The sequence below is a fragment of the Aquiflexum sp. genome (assembly GCF_977115555.1).
Genome location: NZ_CDSBKL010000659.1, coordinates 1 through 1161 on the forward strand (window position 1 = coordinate 1; position 1161 = coordinate 1161).

Consider the following 1161-nt stretch of genomic DNA (forward strand, 5'->3'; position numbering starts at 1 on the left):
CCGGAGATGTTGGCACAGATGCGCGCCCAACGTGACCTTGACCAAAAGCTGACTACTTTTCTTTTGGCGGAGGAAGTCGGGTTGAGACTGACCGGGACAAGGGGAAGCTTTGGAACGGTTTTTCATACTAGAGCAGGTTCATACAGTACGGATAAGAAACCTACAGTACCTGAGATGGAAATAGCGGCTGAACACTATGGCAGGATTTACAGGTTACTCAAAAATGGCAAACCAGTCAGTATAGAAGCGGAAATCGAAGTGGAGTGGTTGGACGATGATTACAAAGGCTACAATGTTTTGGCAGAAATCCCCGGAACGGATAAAACCCTGAAAGCCGAAGTCGTGATGCTTGGTGCCCATATTGATAGTTGGCATGCCGGAACAGGCGCCAATGACAATGCCGCCGGAGTGGCTGTGATGATGGAGGCAATCAGAATTTTGAAAGCGCTGAATGTACAACCTAAGCGTACTATCAGGATTGCAATTTGGGGAGAAGAGGAGCAGGGATTATTTGGTTCTAGGGGATATGTTCAAAAGTATGTAGCCGACAGAACATCCAAAGAGAAAAAGTCTGAATGGGATAAAATCTCCGCTTACTACAATTTGGATAACGGTTCAGGGAAAATCCGTGGCATCTACGTGGAGGGAAATGATATGGTCGTACCGATTTTTGAAAAGTGGTTTGAGCCTTTTCATGAACTCGGTGCCAATACCATCACTAGGAGAAATACCGGTTCTACGGATCACGTCGCATTTGAGGCGGTAGGGGTCCCGGGATTTCAGTTTATCCAGGATCCGATTGATTATGGCAAAGGATACCATACCAATATGGATTTGTATGAAAGGATGCAGTTTGCGGACATGACCCAAGCTGCTGTCATCATTGCTGCGATGGTCTATAACACTGCACAAAGAGACGAGAAGTTGCCAAGAAAACCTTGGAATTGATTTAGTAAACCGCAAAGGATGCAAGGGTTTCGCAAAGGTCACGAAGGGGGCTTTTTCCTGACTTGAGAGTCTTTTGCGGTTATTTTTTTGTCAACAAATGGTCAGATAGATCACTTAGAGGAAAGCATTGAAGTCATTTTTCTCATTTTCTTTGGGTCTCTGCGTTGGATTTAATGCATAGGTGAACGTTCCCTAAAAAATTCTGGGGTAAGG

At 45.1% G+C, this 1161-nt stretch carries 1 protein-coding gene; it reads left to right on the forward strand.

The genetic code is table 11. The annotated features are described in order from the left end of the window. Positions 1-948 (forward strand): M20/M25/M40 family metallo-hydrolase (locus ACZFYI_RS20500; RefSeq protein WP_462525972.1); only part of this gene is annotated, 948 nt, incomplete at its 5' end. Between the last annotated feature and the right edge of the window lie 213 nt (positions 949-1161).